This window comes from Algoriphagus sp. 4150 (assembly GCF_031457395.1).
Taxonomy (GTDB): Bacteria; Bacteroidota; Bacteroidia; order Cytophagales; family Cyclobacteriaceae; genus Algoriphagus.
The window spans coordinates 132,008-149,559 of record NZ_JAVDWS010000009.1; the positions used below are offsets into that span (position 1 = coordinate 132,008).

The following is a 17,552-nucleotide window of genomic DNA, read 5'->3' on the forward strand; positions in this document are numbered from 1 at the left end:
TTTACATCTAAATGAAGCATGATTCCCGTCGCCTGATCATATTGATCAGTGTTTTCTCTCTTCTTGCAGTATTAATATTGAATTTCTTTTTCTTTCAGAAAAGTGATCAGGAAATCTATTTACAAGCTTTACAGGATCGTGTGCAGGCTGTGGACAAGGAGTTTGATGAGGATTTCATTCAGATTCTAATGGATGTCAAGCCGGATGATACCTTAAGTTTTGGTCAGATAAGCAGGCCTGCCCACAGGCATCCCTTTTTTATACTAAGTACGGAAAGAGACTTACTGTTCTGGTCGGATTTCACCCTTACGCTTGATTTTTCTCAAGTTGATTTTGCCAAGGATTATCAACTCCTGGAGGATCCTTATGGGACACTTCTACTGAAAATCCGAAAAGTAAAAAGAAATGGAGGTGATTATGTGATGCTTCATGTGCTTCGCTTGGTGTGGCCGGGGAATATTGAAAACAATTACCTGATCACGGGGCCAAATCCGTCTATATTTGGAAACAGCCGATTCGAGCTTTTCGCAAATCCTGATGAAGCGTCATCAGTTGTTAAAAATCCGGCAGGAATTCCACTTTTTGGAGTCAACTTCCTCTTTGGCTACAGTCCGGCCGGAAGGGTAGTCAACCCCGCCATTCTCATATTCTTTGCTTCTATTTTCCTGCTTTATTTTCTTTTGAGTTCGGATTTTGTGCTGCGTAAGTGGAAGTCGGGAAGAAGATGGCAGGCAATAGGTTATGCGATTTTTGTCCTGGGAGCATTCAGAATGATGATGCTGTTGCTGGATTTTCCCGGGAACTACCTCAATCTGTCATTATTCGATTCTGCCAATTACGCTTCATCTTGGTTCAATCCCAGTTTGGGGGATTTGGTGATCAATACCCTGTGTGGAGTTCTTCTTTTGGCCATGGTGATCTATCAGATGGCATCCAAAATCATGCATGAGAAAATCAAAGTCCTCACTTCTCCGAGTGAGTTTCTTGTGTTCTTGTTTTTCTCACTGTTCATAAGCTCCCTTGGCTTGTACATGGTGTGGTCTCTCCCACGGGATTTGATGATCAACTCCCAGTGGGCTTTGGATATCAGCTCCATTCCTTCATTCGATTGGTTTAAGGGAATAAGTTTTTTTCTGCTTTTCCTTTGGGGAGCGATATATGTACTGATTTCGCTGACGATGTTCAGTTTGCTTCTGGAGATCAATCAGCATAAAAGAGTTTATTATAAGTGGATAGCGATTATAGGTTTGCCTATTGGTGGGTTGCTGCTTTTCCTGTCAATTTGGGGCGGAGTAGTATGGTTGGTTCATCTTGGATTTTTGGTCACTATTGTCCGACTCGAACTTTTCAAGAATGCTTTTACGCTGGGATTGGATACTTTTTTAACCTTCTTTTTCGCATGTTTGGTCACGGCTGTTATTGGAGGAATTAGCACTTTTCAGACAGAAAAAAGCGAATTGATTCACTCCAAAGTCCGCTTTGCTAACCAGAACCTCATCGAAAATGATGTGATGACAGAATTTTTCTTGGGAGAAATTTTCACACGAATCAAAAGTGATTTGTTTATCCAGAACAGAATAGCTGATCCGCTTTTCTCCAAAGAGCCAATTGAGACTAAAATCAGAAGAATCTATCTCGATAATTACTTTGATCAGTTTGAAGTTCAAGTCCGGATTTTCTCATCGTCAGGACAGCAGATCTTGGGCTCGGGTTCTGAGAATCTCAAGGGTATCCGCTTGGAGTATATCAAAAGTGACTACGCTACAAGCGTGAAGGATTTATATTTTATCCGGGGCAATCAATCGAATACCGGTAATCGATTTATAGCTTTTATTCCTATGAGCAGAGAGGGATCGTCAATTGGGACAGTGTTTCTAGAACTGCGACAATTGCGCGTACAGCCTACCAGTGTCTATCCTAAGCTGTTATTGGATAAAAAATATAATGACAAGCTCGACCCGGTGCTTTATGATTATGCGATTTTCAAAGGTTCGGAGTTTATCAGAAACTCCGGGTCATTTAATTATCTGAGTAGAGATTTTGAGGATGTATTGAGCCGAAAAGCTTTGGTAACTGAGGGAGTACGACAAAGTGGATATCATCATTTTGGGATAGAGAATGGAGATGAATTGATCATTGTATCATCCAGAAATATATCCTTAGCTCATTTCTTCGGAAATATCTCCCTCTTCTTCGTGCTTTTTGTGATCATGACTTTCTTGACTATTCTGATCAATACGCTGATCACAGGAGTCAAGAATTTTGAATTCAACTATTCCACGAAGCTTCAGCTTTACCTGAATTTTGCTTTCTTTTTCCCCATTCTTATCATCAGTATCATCACGATAGGGCTTCTTGCGAATAGCTATCGGAGTGATCTGGACAGACAGTATATCCAAAAGGCCGTATTGATCAGAGGCAATCTGGGAAGCTTTCTCAATAATCAGAAGCTGGAAAGAGTGGATGGTGATCAGCTCAATGAAGAGGTAAATGAACTGGCCAACACCACTGCAAGTGATATTCATGTGTACAGCACCGCAGGTAAATTAGAATCCACTAACCGCCCGAATATCTTTGACAAGAAAATCCTAGCCCCGCTGATCAATCCCAAGGCAATTGCAGAGATCCAGGAGATGGGACAAAGTCAGTATTTAGCCGATGAGCAAATAGGGAAGCTTAGGTATAAAACAGTATATCTGTCCATTCCGGCCACAGCAAAACAAGAGAATCTGGGGATTTTAGCCGTACCGTTTTTCGAATCTGAAGCAGAATTGAATTCGCTGATCGCTGAGGTGCTGAGCAATATTTTCAATGCTTTTGTAGTGATTTTTATTCTCTTTCTGTTCGTTTCTTACTTCGTCTCAACGAATCTTACTTTTCCGTTCAAATTGCTCACGCAAAAGCTAAAAGTGACAAATCTGGAAAACAATGAACCCATGCACTGGGGATCCAAAGATGAAATCGGCTTGTTGGTAAATGAGTACAACAATATGCTTTTCAAACTGGAGAACAGTAAGAAGGTGCTGGCTTCTACCGAGAAGGAATCTGCTTGGCGTGAGATGGCCAAGCAAGTCGCGCATGAAATCAAGAATCCACTGACACCCATGAAACTCACACTTCAGCACCTGATACGGCTGCAGGAAGCGGGAAGATTGGACGATGCCGAGAAGTTGAAAAGATCACTTGAAACGCTGATTCATCAAGTAGATGCCTTGAGTGGAATTGCCTCTTCTTTTTCCACTTTTGCTAAAATGCCCCTACCCAACAACGAGCTGATGAATTTCAAAGCAGTGGTGAACAAAGTCTTGGAGCTGTTCAGTGGTGATCAGCAGGTGGAATTGATTTTTCAGGATGATTCCTTTACCCAGAATATTCCGATTATGGGCGATGACAAGCTGTTCGGCAGAGTGATCTCAAATCTGATCATCAATGGTATCCAAGCTGTAGAGCCGGGAGTGAAACCTGTGATCAGAATATGGCTTTGGATGACGGATCAAGCAGTTTTCTTGGAGATTACAGATAATGGCAAAGGCATATCAGATGAGTTGAAGGATAAGATTTTCATACCTAATTTCTCTACCAAATCCACAGGATCAGGCTTGGGATTGGCCATTGCAAAAAGCGGGGTGGAGACTGCAGGAGGCAAAATCTGGTTTGAAACTAAACTTGGAAAAGGCACGACATTCTATCTCACCTTTCCATTGATAGGTTAATTTATCTTTTTAGTACCTTCAAGTCAAAAGGCATTTTGAAGTAAGCATGCGTGTTTGGCTACTTTTCTGGATTTTATTGCTGGGATTTTTTACTTCGGTAAAGGCTCAGGAAAAATGTCGATGGGTAGAAACAGAAGTATTCTCCAAACCTCTGATTCCGGATTCGCTCTCTTTACTGGAAGAAACTATCAGAATCACAGATAAAAGCGGAAAAGCTTACAATTTCAACTATGAGCTCAGCTCGAATACGCTTGAGGTGTTTTTTAAAAATGAGCTCAAGCCAGACTCACTGTTAGTATGTTATCGGACTTTTTCTATTCGCTTGGATCAGTCTGTTGCCCGCAGGACGTTGTTGGCGGATTATGATTCCACGGCCCAATTCAAAGACGGGCGAATGGCTGAATTGTCCGCATTTGATTTTCGTGAAGAGCTTTTTCCTACTACAAATCTTTATAAGTCAGGAAGCCTCACGAGAGGAATATCCTTTGGAAATACGCAGAATGTATTTGTAAACTCAGCACTAAATCTCCAGCTGGAAGGGGATATCTCGGATAAACTCAAGATCAGAGCAAGTATTACAGATCAAAATGTGCCTTTTCAGCCCGAAGGAAATACCCAACAAATCCAGGACTTTGACAATGTATTGATCGAACTTTACAACGATGATTTTAGCTTGGCTGCAGGAGATGTGGTGTTGCAGCAAAGGCAGTCTGAATTTTTGCGTTATTATAAGAATGTTCAGGGACTGCAGTTTACATCCAATTATAAATTGAACGAAAATTGGACGGCCAGTTCTCAGGCTTTTGCCTCCATAGCCAAAGGGAAATTTGCCTCCATTCAACTCCCGATTTTGGAAGGAGTTCTAGGTCCCTATCGAATCAATGGCCCGAATAATGAACGCTTTGTGATCATCATGGCAAATTCCGAACGCGTATTCGTAGATGGCAAGCAGGTCAAGCGGGGATTCAATGAAGATTACGTGATTGACTACAATCAGGCGGAAATTACGTTTACACCCAAAGTTTTGATTACTCAATATTCTAGGGTTCGTGTGGATTTTGAATATGCAGAGCGGAATTACTCCCGGTCCATCATCGGTGCAAACCACACCCAGACCAATGGAAAAGTGGATGTGTATTTGAATTATTACCAAGAGAAGGATAATAGAAACAGACCCTTGTTCACTGATTTTTCACAGGAAGAACTTGGGCTTTTGGCTTCAGTGGGTGATAGTGCAGAGCTGGCAAGAATTCCCAGGATAGATAGCGTCGCTTTCGATCAGAATAGGATTTTATATGAGAAACTCATTGAGTTCGATGAGCTGGGAAATCAATTGATTTACTACCGGTACTCTACCGACCCTGAGAAAGCTCATTATGAGTTGGGGTTTTCCCAAGCGGGCGAGGGTCAAGGTGATTACCGACGATCCAGTCAATTGCATAATGGAACGGTTTACGAATATGTTCCGCGATTGAATGGACGGCCACAAGGCAGCTATTCGATTTTGTCCCAACTTCCGCTTCCTGACAGCAAACAAATGGTCACAGCGGGGACTAGAGTGAAGCTTAATGATTACGAGAAAGTTTATTCTGAACTGGCGCTATCTACAGTAGATAATAACCTCTTCTCGGAGTTGGGTGATGATGACAATCAGGGACTGGGAATGAAGATAGGACTACAAAGTGAAGGTCGGGAATCCTCGCTTTTCAAAGGCTATGTCATGAAGGGGCAGACGGAATACGAATACAATTCCACCAATTTCAATTTTATAGATCGATTCAGATATATTGAATTTGACCGGGATTGGGGATTGGGGCAGACAGCTTTGCAAAATCCGGCTGCTGAGCAGTTTTTTCGTGCCGGAGTTGGTTTTGAGAAGGATGCACTCAATCGCTTTGACTATCTTTTCTACTTGAGAAACAGAGAAAATATGCTCAACGGAACACAGCATTCTGCCAATTGGAATGTACAGGTGGGATCCAAAATCCGTCTACGACAGGAGTTTTTTAGACTGAATTCCAAGCAGGATTCACTCACTTCGGACTGGACGAGATATTTGGGAGATGTGAGTTATAATTCCAAAATAGTTGTTCCCGGCTATCAATTCTCCTTGGATCAAAATGACTTTCGAAGTGCCGAAACGGATTCTGTTCTTAGCACTGCCATGAATTTCAAACAGCATTTGCTCTATTTGCGAAGCAGCGATTCCCTGAGTTATTCCTTCTTGGTGGATGCGGCTTGGCGGGAGGATAAAGCTCCCTTTGCGGGGCAATTGCTGAAGGATGCCCGGGCATTCACTTCCAATTTCACCTTTCGAAAGCAATGGGCTCAACACAGTCTGAGTAGTACATTCACTTATCGGGAGCTGGAATATTTGCAAAGGGATTTGCCTTCTGAACTTACCGTGATGGGAAAGCTTGATTATCAGGGGAGCCTAGGCAAAAATCTTATTAGGAATGAGATTTCCTATGCAATTGGAAATGGACGGGAGTTGCAGCGTGAGTTCGTCTTTTTGCCTGCTCCGAATGGAGACGGCACACACACGTGGAGGGATGATAACGGAGATGGGGTGCAGCAGCTCAATGAGTTTTATCTGGCGATCAACCCTGAGGAGAAGCAATACATTAAGATTTTTGTGCCCACGGACACCTATATCCAAGCGTACACGAGTATTTTGAATTATCGTATTCAGGCAAAATTCCCGGAATCCTGGAAGGAGAGCTCGGGTTTTCGTTCCTTTCTGCATAAATTTTCCAATACGACCAGCCTCAGTGTAGAAAAAAAAGTGACTTCTGATGACTTTGGTGATCGAATCAATCCCTTCGTCGGTGGCGGGGATAGAGAGGATATTCTGTCACTTCGTCAAGTGATACGGTCCAGTTTTTTCTTTAATCGCGCTTCTGCGAACTATGGATTTGACTTGACCTATTTCGATTCTCAATTTAAGCAACTGCTGTCCGGTGGTTTTGAGGATTTGATTCAAAAAGATTGGAAATTGAATACACGCTATAATTTCAGCGGGCGGACGACACTAAGGATTTTGGGCGGAACAGGGGACAGACTTTCTGCTTCGGATTTCTTGGACAATAGGAATTATGAGATCTCCCAGAATCAAATTGGGCCGGAGTTTTCCTGGCAGCCGACCCCATATTTCAGGACGACAGCGACATATAATTTTATAGGGAAAGTAAATACTGCCAATGTGGAATACAAAGAAAAAGCCCAATTGCATCAGGTGGGAATGGATCTTCGTTTTGCGCGCGCAGTGAAAACTACGCTGACGGGAAATCTTAAGCTGATTCAAATCGATTACAATGGAGTTGCCAATTCGCCTGTGGGGTATGAAATGCTTCAGGCGCTTACGAATGGGACTAATGTGACGTGGAACCTCAACTGGCTTCAGAAAATTGGAGAGGGCTTACAGCTCAATTTGGTATATGAGGGAAGAAATTCTCAGGGATTGGACCGTATTGTCCACGTGGGGAGAATGCAAGTTTCGGCGCTGTTTTGATAAATTAATGTAACTTTGCGAAAGCTAATAGTTGTCATACTAACTATTAAACTACGAATCAAATGAGCAAAAGCATCCTCGTCACGGGAGGTACAAAAGGAATAGGAAGAGCTATTATTGAGCGCTTTGCTGCAGAGGAGTTTGATGTCTTCACCTGTGCAAGAACCGAAGCTGAGTTGGCAAGTCTCAAGGCATTTCTGAAAGAGAAATATCCAACGATCGGGGTATATGCGATCCGGGCAGATCTTTCTAAAAAGGCAGATGTTATGAGATTTGTGACAGAAATAAAGGCTGTGGGAATTCCTGATGTACTGGTGAATAATACCGGTGTTTTTATCCCGGGAGCTATTCATAATGAGCCGGAGGGGAATTTTGAGCTGATGATGGAGACCAATTTGTATTCTGCATATTATTTAACCCGTGGGTTTGTCAAAGAAATGATAGAAAGGAAATCAGGACATATTTTCTCTATGGGCTCAGTGGCGGGACTTACCGCCTACCCCAACGGAGGAACCTATGCTGTCTCCAAATGGGCAATGCTGGGTATGACCAAGTGCCTAAGAGAAGAATTAAAACCGCATCAAATAAAAGTGACTTCCATCCTCGCAGGGGCGACATATACGTCAAGCTGGGAGGGGGTCGATTTACCTGTAGAAAGATTTATGAAAGCTGAGGATGTTGCAGAGAGCGTCTGGTCAGCTTATAACCTTTCGCCCCAGTCTGTTGTTGAAGAAATAGTAATCCGCCCTCAATTAGGAGATATATAAACCCCATGGATCCAATTATCAAATCATTAGATCAGCTGTATTGCGATAGCTTGACGAGTTATTCGAGGAGAAAAACTATTCCTGTGAAAATCGGGGATGTCATCGTAGGAGGAGACAATCCTATCGTGGTACAATCCATGACCACCGTCGATACGATGGATACCGAAGGCTCCATCGAGCAAAGTATCCGTATGATCGAAGCAGGGTGCGAGCTGGTGAGAATCACTGCTCCCAGCATAAAAGAAGCGGAAAACCTTCAGCTTATTAAAGATGGGCTTCGCAAAAGAGGCTATGCTACACCGCTGGTGGCTGATATCCACTTTACTCCAAATGCAGCAGAAGTTGCAGCAAGAATTGTGGAAAAAGTACGGGTAAATCCGGGTAATTATGCGGACAAGAAAAAATTTGAAGTCATAGAATATACTGACGCAACTTATCAGGAAGAATTGGACCGTATCCGTGAGCGTTTTTTACCGTTGGTGAAAATCTGCAAGGAGCATGGTACGGCAATGAGAATAGGAACCAATCACGGTTCCCTTTCTGACCGGATCATGAGTAGATACGGTGATACTCCACTGGGAATGGTGGAGTCAGCACTGGAATTTTTGAGGATCTGTGAAGATGAGAATTACCACGACATTGTGATATCTATGAAGTCTTCCAATACGCAGGTCATGGTGCAGGCTTATCGATTACTGGTAGAGAAGTTGGATCAGGGTGGATTCAAGCCTTATCCTTTACACCTTGGAGTGACTGAAGCAGGTGAAGCTGAAGATGGGAGAATCAAGTCGGCTGTCGGAATCGGAACCTTGCTCGAAGATGGGTTGGGAGATACGGTGCGGGTCTCGCTGACCGAAGATCCGGAGTTTGAGGCACCTGTGGCCAAGGCATTGATAGAACGATATGCCAATCGTACAGGACACGCTGAGATCAACCCTATCCGAGATTATCCTGTCAATCCATACGAGCATTTCAAGCGTCATAGTAAAGAGATTTATAACTTCGGCGGGCACAATGTACCTAGGGTCATTACTGATATTTCGAAGGTTGAAAATATCACTGAGAAGGAAATTAAGTCAGTCGGACACTTCTATTTGCCGGAATTGGACAAGTGGAAAATGAATGATCAGGGCTGTGATTTTGTCTATTCAGGATCCAATTCTATCCCTTTTATGCTTCCAAATGGCATGAAGGAAATTCAGGATGCCGCTAGTTGGATTACCTGCTCAGATCAGCGGAATAAATTCCCACTGTTCGATTTGACAGGGTTTTCATCTGCGGGGAAGTTTCATCCGGAATTGAACTTTCTGGAAGTTTATGATACGCAGGTTGAAGAAGCCATTGCTTTGGCCTCAGAGAGAAATGACACAGTTTTGATTTTAAAGACTGAGAATATGCATGCTATGCCTGCGCTTAGAAGAGCTTTTGTGAGTTTGCTGAAAGCCAAGTCTGAGATTCCGGTGATCGTGAAGGTGAGCTATCCGGATCAATCCCAGGATGAAACCATGCTCTATGCAGCGACTGATGTGGGAGGCTTACTGATTGATGGATTGGGGGATGGTATCTTTATCTCCTTAGAGAAGGAGAAGGAACATACCCGCCTAGAAATACTTGAGCAAATCAAACTTCATAACTCCGTAGGCTTTGGCGTGCTGCAGGCTGCGAGAACGAGAATGTCGAAGACGGAGTATATTTCCTGTCCTTCCTGTGGTAGGACGCTCTTTGACCTTCAGGAAACTACAGCGATGATCCGTAAGCGAACTGATCATTTGAAAGGCGTTAAAATCGGAATCATGGGCTGTATCGTAAATGGTCCCGGAGAGATGGCTGATGCGGACTACGGCTATGTGGGTTCGGGTAAAGGGAAAATCACGCTATATAAAGGCAAGGAAGTAATGAAGCGGTCCGTTCCTTCGGAAAAAGCAGTGGACAAATTGATAGAAATCATCAAAGAAGACGGTATGTGGAACGAGCCGGAGACAATCTAGTCTTTGGGGGTTCTAACAACCTCAATGGGGTTGATTAAAGGTTAAAATAAACCAATACCCAAGCCTTTCTGTTACCTTAAAAACTCAACTTATGCCTGATAATAATAAAGTAAAAAGCTTCTTCAATATGGGTGATTTTGGAAACTACTTTGTGCGGGTTTTCCAAAAGCCAGACCCCAATCAAAAATCCAATATCAACCTGCGGATGATGCATGGCATCAACAAGATTTCTATTGTCGTGTTTCTACTGGCTCTGATATTTTGGATTGTGAAGCGGTTTATATAGGTTTTTTACCGCTGAGTTCGCAAAGTTTTTTGCGGAGGACACGGATGTTATTTTTGGGACTGAGTCCAATGATTTGTTTTCAAAGATATTTTATGGTTCTTGTTTTAAGCTAAGTCCTCTGGATTGATTTTCATATCCCTTAATAAAGGAATCCGAAGAGCCAAAGCGGAATTTTTGATTTAAATCCTACCTCAAGTCCATCTGAAACAACGTAGGAATTTGCCTGATTTTGAAGTTGTGTAGCCGATTTGTTATAACCTCCTATCTCAAACACATAGGTTTCGTTAACAGAAAAGTCACCGTATTTTGGCAGGTGAACTTCATGACCGGCATTTTTCAACTGGTTCAAAAAAAATGTTTCCCGCTCATTCCCAGTGTTAATTTCCTGCTTTGAAATTGCATAACCCAGATTAGTATTCTCAAGATATATTTTATCCGGTTTTTGAAGTATGCTTGTGGATTTGCCGTTTGCCTGAAGTGAATTGATGATTTTTGCTTTTTCCAGATAGCTTAAATAAAGCAATAAGGTGTTTCTGGTAATGCCGATCTTTTCGCTGAGCTTGCTGATATTTGGAGTGAATGGAACACTTTGAGAGAGTATATAAAGTAACTGATATAGTTTTCTTAAGTTATGAGAATCTATTCCTTTGATGAATTGAAGGTCTATTTCCAATATCAGTTTCAAAACCTGTTCTATTCTTATATAATATGTGTTCGGATTTTCCTTAAAAAAGGGGTAATATCCGGCTTTAAGGTAGTTAGGGAAGTGAATAAGAGGCTTAAAGTCTTTAGTTATTTTATTAGCTATGGATTCGTGTCCTTTAATGAGCGATTCTAGTTCTATTGCTTTAAAATTCCCTAAGCCGGAGATGTTTAAGTATTCTCTAAATGAAAGTCCGGGGAGGTTGTAAAAGATGGCCCTACGGGAAAGATCCGCATTCTCCTTGATCATATCAATAATTGAAGATCCGGTAAAAATGATTTTCAAGCCGCGTTGAAAATCGTAGATGTTTTTTATTTCCCTTGCCCAGTTGGGGTACTTATGTACTTCATCCAAAATCAGTATTTCTCCACCTAGTTTTTCAAATTGTTCAGCAAGCCCAACTAGGGTGTTTGCAGAAAAGTATATATCATCCAGAGAAGTATAGAGGACTCTTCCTGTGTTCTGCGGGGTGAATTCTTGTACAGCTAATTGTAGCAATAAAGTGGTTTTGCCCGTTCCTCTAGCCCCAAGGACTCCAATCAAACGATCATTCCAATCTATTTTGTCAAACAGAAATCTCCTGAAATCTAACTTTTGATCCCGTATTAGCAGATTTGATTTAAGAAGTAGCGCTTCCATATTGCTTTATTAATAAAGCAAAAATAGATAAAATTGCTTTATTAATAAAGCGATTAGCGTGTAAAATTGCTTTCTTTATAAAACATAAAAAAAGGGATCCGAATCAATCCGAATCCCTTTTACTAACTATATGCTGCTTTTATCTTCTGTCCAACGCTCCGCCACCACCTTGCTGTGAACCGAGAAACTGCTCCATTCTAAGCTTGAGTTCTTGGGCTTTTTCCTGGTAACCTCTTTCTTCCAACAATGGAATGAAATAACGGATCATCTCGATTGATATCATCATTTCTCTGTCGTAATCTCTCTTTTCCTTGGTGTAAAACTCGATCATGTCCAGTGATTTCTTGGATACTTTGTCGATGATATCCAGCGCTTTTTCATCTTCACCTACCTCAAAGAACAATGGAACAGACTGCCCGCTGGAGAGATCGTACGGGATGGCTTCATTTGGCATTACTTCCAATCCATAGTTTAGAAGTGATGCTGCTTTTTCCATGTTGCCTTCATCCAGTAGGGCAATTACGATGCTGTTCAGTGCGCTTCGGTGATTGGAAGAAAATCTTCTGTATTCTTCATCCATATAAGCATCAGGATTATCCATGCCGCGGAAAGCAAAGTTGGTCATGTAGTTTTCATACGCCAAATCTGTATTTACCAACTCTTCACGCACATGCTCCGGCTTTCTTACAGGAAGTAAACGGTAAGTCAATCCTTCCATCACCACGTGCTCTTGGATGTTGATGCCAATGGTCGCAAGAGAAGTGTTGTTGAAGTAAATCGGGCGATCCCAATTATTGGAAGTGATCAAATCAATCAGCATCAAAGTCCCTTTGGTGACATAGTTACCTTTCACCTGAAGGTTCATTTGTGGAGAAAAAAGTGGGGCAAACTGTTCCGGTATGATGTCCTTATTGGCGACGGCTGAGCTGTCCACCTCCAATATTAAGTTTCTGGAAGGAACCATATTGGCCACGGATTTCCCGCCTGTTTCCATCTTCAGAAGATCAGATCCTGAGTTCAACAGTTTTAAATATTCCCTTACTGAGATTGCATTCATGCCTTCTCTTTCCATGACATACAACACGTCGTTTGTGCCTTTTTGGTAGCGGTTGGCATCCAAACTAAACGGCAATGCTTCTGACTCATTAACCGGTCTGGTCATTTGATTGACATACCAATCCGTGTCAAAGTAACTCAATACAATCACCCTGACATCCGTCCGGAAGTTTTCCACTTCCTGTACATACCATAGCGGGAAGGTGTCATTGTCTCCTCCTGTAAATAAGATCGCGTTTGGAGCACATGAGGCTAGGAAATTTCTTGCAGAATCCACTGAGAAGTATCTTCCTTTTCTATTGTGATCATTCCAGTTTTGTCCAGCCATCAGGCCTGCTACAGGAAGCGTAAGCAGCGTGGCAATAATTCCGGCTGTTGCCAGATTCTTGGTAGCTCTGCCTATCATATGGGCAATTGCCATTACACCGATACCGACCCAGATCGCAAATGCGTAGAAGCTACCCACATAGATGTAATCCCTCTCCCGTGGCTCAACCGGAGGGGAATTCAGGTAAAGCACCAGCACTACGCCCATCATCAGGAACAGCATCAAGTTTACATAGAAGGATTTTGGGTCGACTTTAGCCTGAAAGAACAACCCGATGATTCCCAGCAAAAGTGGAAGCATGAGGTAATTGTTGTGGCCTTTGTTTTCGGTGATGTAATCAGGATAATCTTTGAATGCATCCGTGATCCCTATCCATGGTGCGTCACTGAAGTCAGATTCCCGACCTGAGAAATTCCACATAAAGTAACGCCAGTACATGTGGCTCAACTGATGTGAAAACATAAAGTAAAGGTTGTCACCAAAGGAAGGTTCTTGTCCTTCTCTCAACCCCAGTTTTTGACGGTAAAGCCTCTTGTGACTTTCCTGTGTGGAGTAGATTCGGGGAAGGATGGTCGTCTTGGTAGGATCGTAGGTATTCACCAGAGAATAGTCCACGATCTCATACTTGTCCTTACCCTTCATGTAGACAGGAGCGCCCTCTTCCTGAGATACCAATTGCGCAGTGAAATACTGTCCATGGAGCAAAGGTCTGTAGCCATATTGCTCACGCTTCAGATACGATACGTAGCTGATAATGTCTTTTGGAGCATTCTCATTGATGATTGGATCCTGATTGGCACGCACCACAATAAGCGCATAGCTTGAATATCCGATAAGGATAAAAATGAAAGAAAGTAATGCGGTGTTTAGAATGGCATTTCCTTTTTTACGGGAATATCTGTAGGCATAAAATACCGCGGCGAAAAATAAGATCATGAATACAACGATTCCCGATCCAAATGGTAAGCCTATGCTGTTGACAAAGAAAATCTCCATGGATCCTGCCAAGCTGGGAAGTCCCGGGATGATAAAGTTATTGATGATGATGAGGGCTACTCCACCACAAAACATGGCCACCAAGGCTCCTTTCAGATTTGGCTTGTCGTATTTTTTGAAATAATAGATCAATGCCAAAGCCGGTAGAGTCACCAAGTTCAATAAGTGAACGCCGATAGAAAGCCCGACTAAATAAGCGATGAAGATCATCCATTTATTCTCCTCCCGCGGATCCTTGATCACATCCCACTTCAAGAATGCCCAAATCACAATAGCCGTGAAAAATGAAGACATGGCATAAACTTCCGCCTCAACAGCCGAAAACCAAAAACTGTCAGAGAAAGTATACACCAAGGCACCTACAATTCCGGCTCCCATCAAGGTGATGGTTTCCCCTTTGCCTTCCCGGCCCTCGGTTACTTTGAAAAGTTTTTTTCCAAACAAGGTGATAGACCAAAAAAGGAATAGGATGGTGAAGCTTGAGAATAGCGCACTGCCGACATTCATCCAATAGGCCACCTGAAGAGGGTCTCCAAAAGAGAAGAAACTGAACATGCGATAGACCAGAAGAAAGAATGGTGCTCCCGGAGGGTGAGGTACTTGCAGCTTGTATGCTACGGCTATAAACTCTCCCGGATCCCAGAAACTAGCAGTTTGTTCGACAGTAAGAACGTACACCAGAGTAGCTACTACAAAAACGACCCAACCGGTCAGATTGTTGATTTGCTTGTAATTGAGCATTTAATAAAAGGAATTTGACTGGCGAAAATAAAAAAAATAAATGCCAATTAGGGCGATTTTAGGTATTTTAAAACATCTACCCATTTGCCAGTCCTTTCTGTGTGATAAAAATTACCGTGTTGAACTGATTTTGCTTCTACTTTTGTTGTTTCAAAAAAATCAGAAATCATGCCTGCAAAAACTAAAACATTCCAAGAATTGATAGATGGAGACCAAGCTGTTTTGGTGGATTTCTTTGCTACTTGGTGTGGCCCGTGCAAAATGATGCAGCCGATTTTGGAGGATACTGCTAAGCAAATGGGAGACAAAGTACGCATTTTGAAAGTAGACGTAGACAAAAATCAATTGGCCGCCGGCAAATTTCAAGTGCGTGGTGTTCCCACTTTGATTCTTTTTCAGAAAGGTAAAATTCTATGGAGAGAGTCCGGGGTTATTCCTGCTCATCAGTTGGTGAATATTCTGAAAACGAATATTGTGGAAAGTGTCTAGCTCTTCTGTGACAAAAGTCATTCAGTACTAAAACCCAAACGTCTACTTTTGAGACAGAATTAAACATATAACAGCTATGAAATCGAGCATGACTCAAAAGTCACACACTGGTATGATTATAAACCATGCGAGATTCCATATGGCCTTTAAAAGACTAATTATAATCATATGAAAATCGAACAAATATATACTGGCTGCCTAGCCCAGGGAGCTTATTACATTGAATCAGATGGAGAGGCAGCGGTCATTGATCCGCTTAGAGAAGTTCAGCCTTACATAGAGAAAGCCGAGCGAAGAAACGCAAAAATCAAATATGTATTTGAGACACACTTTCATGCGGACTTCGTCTCAGGACATCAGGACTTGTCTGCAAAGACCGGCGCATCGATTGTGTACGGCCCTACGACTATGAAAATGGGTTTTGATGCTATTGTGGCTGAGGATGGACAGGAATTCAAGATTGGTAAGGCCAAAGTAAAAGTACTTCACACACCGGGTCATACGATGGAAAGCTCCTGTTATTTGCTTTTCAATGAAGAGGGAAAAGCTGAAGCAATCTTTACAGGAGACACTTTGTTTATCGGAGATGTGGGAAGACCTGATTTGGCACAGAAAGTAGTGGCAGAGTTAACTCAAGATAAGTTAGCGGGACATTTGTATGATTCGCTTCGCAATAAAATCATGCTTTTGCCAGATGAGCTGATTGTCTATCCGGCTCATGGTGCAGGATCAGCCTGCGGCAAGAATATGAGTAAAGAGACCTCTGATACATTGGGAAACCAGAAGAAAACTAATTATGCCCTTCAGGAGATGACCAAAGAAGAATTTACCAAGAAGCTGATCACAGGATTAACTCCACCGCCTGCCTATTTTCCTCAGAATGTCATGATGAATATTGAGGGATATGACAGCATTGACGCGGTGTTGGAAAGAGGAGTGAAGCCGCTTACTCCGAAAGAGTTTGAGGCTGCAGCCAATGAGACGGGAGCTTTAATCTTGGATACCCGAGCACCGCAGGTTTTTGCCAAGGGATTTGTGCCAAACTCAATCAATATAGGAATCGATGGTAGTTTTGCTGTGTGGGTAGGAGCGATGATTCCGGACTTGAAGCAGCAGATTCTCCTAGTAGCAGATGAGGGAAGGGAAGAAGAAGTAGTTACCCGGCTAGCTAGAGTAGGATATGATTATGCTATTGGCTATTTGAAGGGTGGATTTGAAGCTTGGGAAAAGTCAGGTGAGGAGGTTGATCAGATCACTTCAATTTCTGCTGGAGAACTTGCGGAGATTAAGAAAGAAAATGATTCGGTGAATATTCTGGATGTGAGGAAGGAGTCCGAATACCAGTCTGAACATGTATTGAATGCTGAAAACGCACCGCTTGATTACATCAATGAGAGCATGCTGAAAATAGATAAGGATAAAACCTACTATGTGCACTGTGCAGGCGGCTACCGATCCATGGTCTTCAACTCAATTCTGAGAGCCAGAGGCTATGACAATCTGATCGATATCAAGGGAGGCTTCAAAGAGCTGAAGGAGTCAGGGGAATTTGAGATTTCTGAATTTGTGTGTCCCACTACGCTGCTGTAAGTAGCAAGTAGCTAGTATCAAGATTTTAGAATCAAGAGCCAAGAATCAAGAGGTTTTACCGTGGTCTGTCTCCGCACAGATCACGGATTATTTATACCATCGGCATGATTATTTGCCTAAGTATTCTAGCTCAGTATAATCAACCAAAATACGTCACATATGAATCACTTTATTGACTGGGTATCCCAGCCATGGCCTTGGTATGTGGCTGGCCCACTGATAGGTCTTACCGTTCCCGCATTATTGATTTTGGGAAATAAGAGTTTTGGAATCTCCTCTTCTCTTCGGCATGTCTGCGCAATGTGTATTCCTGCAAAAATCCCCTTTTTTCAATATAACTGGAGAAAAGAGATCTGGAATCTGGTATTTGTATTTGGGGTTCTGATGGGAGGTTTTGTGGCTACCACATTTATATCCAATCCAGAGGAAATAGCCATTGCCACACAAACCCAAGCTGATTTGGCTGCTTTGGGGATTACTGATTTCTCCGGTTTGATGCCTTCGGATATTTTCTCATGGGAAAATCTGTTCACGGCCAAGGGGTTGGTGTTCTTTGTTTTGGGAGGCTTTCTGGTTGGTTTCGGGACTCGTTATGCAGGAGGCTGTACGTCAGGACATGCGATTATGGGTATCAGTTCCCTGCAATGGCCATCCTTGGTTGCGACTACTTTCTTTATGGTGGGAGGCTTTCTGATGACCCAGGTGTTTTTGGCTCCTTTAATGAAGTTGGTAGGATTTTAATCTC

At 42.5% G+C, this 17,552-nt stretch carries 10 protein-coding genes; 8 read left to right on the plus strand and 2 right to left on the minus strand.

Annotated features, from left to right (window positions below; translation table 11 throughout):
• Window positions 1-11: 11 nt before the first annotated feature.
• From J2X69_RS13275 to J2X69_RS13295, 5 genes are all read left to right on the plus strand, one after another.
• Window positions 12-3,713 carry a HAMP domain-containing sensor histidine kinase gene (locus tag J2X69_RS13275; RefSeq protein WP_310103991.1) on the plus strand — a complete coding sequence of 1,234 codons (3,702 nt, stop codon included), beginning with the start codon at window positions 12-14 and terminating at the stop codon, window positions 3,711-3,713.
• 46 nt (window positions 3,714-3,759) lie between these two features.
• Complete coding sequence (locus J2X69_RS13280; protein WP_310103993.1) at window positions 3,760-7,224, plus strand: hypothetical protein; 3,465 nt, start codon at window positions 3,760-3,762, stop codon at window positions 7,222-7,224.
• A 62-nt stretch (window positions 7,225-7,286) separates the two neighbouring features.
• Complete coding sequence (locus tag J2X69_RS13285) at window positions 7,287-7,991, plus strand: SDR family oxidoreductase (RefSeq protein ID WP_310103995.1); 705 nt, start codon at window positions 7,287-7,289, stop codon at window positions 7,989-7,991.
• 5 nt (window positions 7,992-7,996) lie between these two features.
• A complete protein-coding gene (gene ispG / locus J2X69_RS13290; protein ID WP_310103997.1) occupies window positions 7,997-9,979 on the plus strand; it encodes a (E)-4-hydroxy-3-methylbut-2-enyl-diphosphate synthase in 1,983 nt (660 codons plus the stop codon).
• A gap of 91 nt (window positions 9,980-10,070) precedes the next feature.
• Window positions 10,071-10,265, plus strand: a complete 195-nt coding sequence (locus J2X69_RS13295; protein ID WP_310103998.1) for a DUF6728 family protein — start codon at window positions 10,071-10,073, stop codon at window positions 10,263-10,265.
• Window positions 10,266-10,404: 139 nt separating this feature from the next.
• On the opposite strand, the gene J2X69_RS13300 is transcribed toward J2X69_RS13295, so the two are convergent.
• Both J2X69_RS13300 and J2X69_RS13305 read right to left on the minus strand, forming a co-directional pair.
• Window positions 10,405-11,607, minus strand: coding sequence for an AAA family ATPase (locus J2X69_RS13300; protein ID WP_310104000.1), 1,203 nt, complete (start codon window positions 11,605-11,607; stop codon window positions 10,405-10,407).
• Between the two features lie 139 nt (window positions 11,608-11,746).
• Window positions 11,747-14,728, minus strand: coding sequence for a DUF2723 domain-containing protein (locus tag J2X69_RS13305; RefSeq protein WP_310104002.1), 2,982 nt, complete (start codon window positions 14,726-14,728; stop codon window positions 11,747-11,749).
• 168 nt (window positions 14,729-14,896) lie between these two features.
• On the opposite strand from J2X69_RS13305, the gene trxA reads away from it, so the two are divergent.
• The 3 genes from trxA to J2X69_RS13320 all read left to right on the plus strand — a co-directional run bounded on the left by trxA (window position 14,897) and on the right by J2X69_RS13320 (window position 17,548).
• A complete protein-coding gene (trxA, locus tag J2X69_RS13310) occupies window positions 14,897-15,217 on the plus strand; it encodes a thioredoxin (RefSeq protein WP_310104004.1) in 321 nt (106 codons plus the stop codon).
• 168 nt (window positions 15,218-15,385) lie between these two features.
• Entirely contained in the window at window positions 15,386-16,807 is a 1,422-nt protein-coding gene (locus J2X69_RS13315) for an MBL fold metallo-hydrolase (protein ID WP_310104006.1), read from the plus strand.
• Between the two features lie 159 nt (window positions 16,808-16,966).
• Window positions 16,967-17,548, plus strand: coding sequence for a YeeE/YedE thiosulfate transporter family protein (locus tag J2X69_RS13320; RefSeq protein ID WP_310104008.1), 582 nt, complete (start codon window positions 16,967-16,969; stop codon window positions 17,546-17,548).
• The last annotated feature ends 4 nt before the right edge of the window (window positions 17,549-17,552 follow it).